The sequence below is a fragment of the Streptomyces sp. NPDC030991 genome (assembly GCF_055571235.1).
In genome coordinates this window covers 1-1,456 of the sequence record NZ_JBVIFR010000057.1, presented here as the reverse complement: position 1 = coordinate 1,456, position 1,456 = coordinate 1, and the positions used below count along the sequence as shown (strand labels likewise).

Annotated in this window: 1 protein-coding gene; it reads right to left on the bottom strand. The window is 65.0% G+C overall.

The features are described from left to right. Window positions 1-23: 23 nt before the first annotated feature. On the bottom strand, window positions 24-1,226 hold the full coding sequence (locus ACZ45E_RS39870) for an IS110 family RNA-guided transposase (protein WP_468231450.1): 1,203 nt from the start codon (window positions 1,224-1,226) through the stop codon (window positions 24-26). Between the last annotated feature and the right edge of the window lie 230 nt (window positions 1,227-1,456).

The window sequence follows — 1,456 nt, the reverse complement described above, 5'->3', positions numbered from 1 at the left end:
AAAAGGTGCCTCTATGGTTTTCGTCAAGCCGTTGCTGGTGTGGGTGGTTGGTAGAAGGTTCCGTCTCGGAGCATGGCGAAGAGGACGTCGATGCGGCGTCGGGCGAGCGCGATGAGGGCGGCGACGTGGTGTTTCCCCTCGCGTCGTTTGCGGTCGTAGTAGGCGCGTGACTCGGGCTGGGAGAGCGAGGCGAACGCGGCCAGGTAGAAAGCCCTCTTGAGTTGTTTGTTGCCTCGCCGGGAGGGATGTTCGCCGCGGATGGAGGAGCCGGAGTTCCGGGTTACCGGCGCGAGGCCGGCGTAGGCGGCGAGGTGGCCGGCGGTGGCGAAGCCGCTGCCGTCACCGACGTCGATGAGGATGCGGGCCGCGGTCCTGATCCCGATGCCGGGCATTGAGATCAGGACCTGGGAAAGAGGGTGGGCGTCCAGGAGTTCCTCGATCCGTGCCGCGAGGAGTTTGCGCTGGTCAAGCACGGACTGGAGTGAACTGGCGAGGCTGGGGACGATCAGCGCGGCAGCATCGGTTCCGGGAACTACGACTGTCTGTTCGTCGAGTGCGGTGAAGATGTCCTCGATCAGTCGTTCGGCCATTCGCGGTGCCTTGGGACGTATCAGGGTCACGAGGCGACGGCGTCCGGCTTTGCGGATCTGGGCCGGGGAGCCGAACTGGTCTAGCAGTTTGAGCACGGCCGGGTGCTGGATCCGCGGTCCCAAGACTCGTTCCAGGGACGGGTGGATCTGGGTGAGAAGGCCACGAAGCCGGTTGGCGATTCTTGTCGACTCGCCTGCGAGATCGTCGTCGAATCCGACGATCATCGCGAGTTCGGCGACGGTCTCGTCCGCGAGATCGATGGTCCTCAGAGTGTGGGGCATCGCTCTGGCGGCATCCGCGATGATGAACGCGTCGCGGGCGTCCGTTTTCGCCTCGCCAGGGTAAAGGTCAGCGATCCGCCGCATCGTGAGTCCGGGCAGGTAGGCGACCTGGCAGCCCGCGTCCCGGGCGACCGCCAGCGGCAGGGCCCCGATGGAAGCCGGCTGGTCAACGACCACCAGTACCGTTCCGTGCTTGGCCTGGAGTTTGTCGAATAGCTCCCGCAGCCTTGGTTCGCTATTGGGCAGCGGCTTGTCGAAGACCTTCTTCCCCGCCCGGTTCACAGCGGCAGCATGATGATCGCCCTTGCCAACGTCCAGGCCAAGATAGACGTCTATGCCCGGCTCATCCCACATGCCTTCGCTCCCGCGCTCGCACTCTTCCCGGCCTCACCTGCGGCATCAGCGTGCCGGCATCCACGTTACGAAGAGACTGCCCAAGGGCGCTCGTGCCTCTAATCAGCGGTCTGCCAATGCCTCCGGCACCGGCGACACCACCTTTTCGACCATCATCGACTGGGGGACCGAGTCATACCGGGGCCGGAGGCCGGGAGCCCTGTTTCAGGGCCACGAAGACGGTAACGGGG

Coding starts and splice junctions, on each gene's coding strand:
- ACZ45E_RS39870 (WP_468231450.1), bottom strand. CDS start 1,226: ATGTGGGATGAGCCGGGCATAGACGTCTATCTTGGCCTGGACGTTGGC.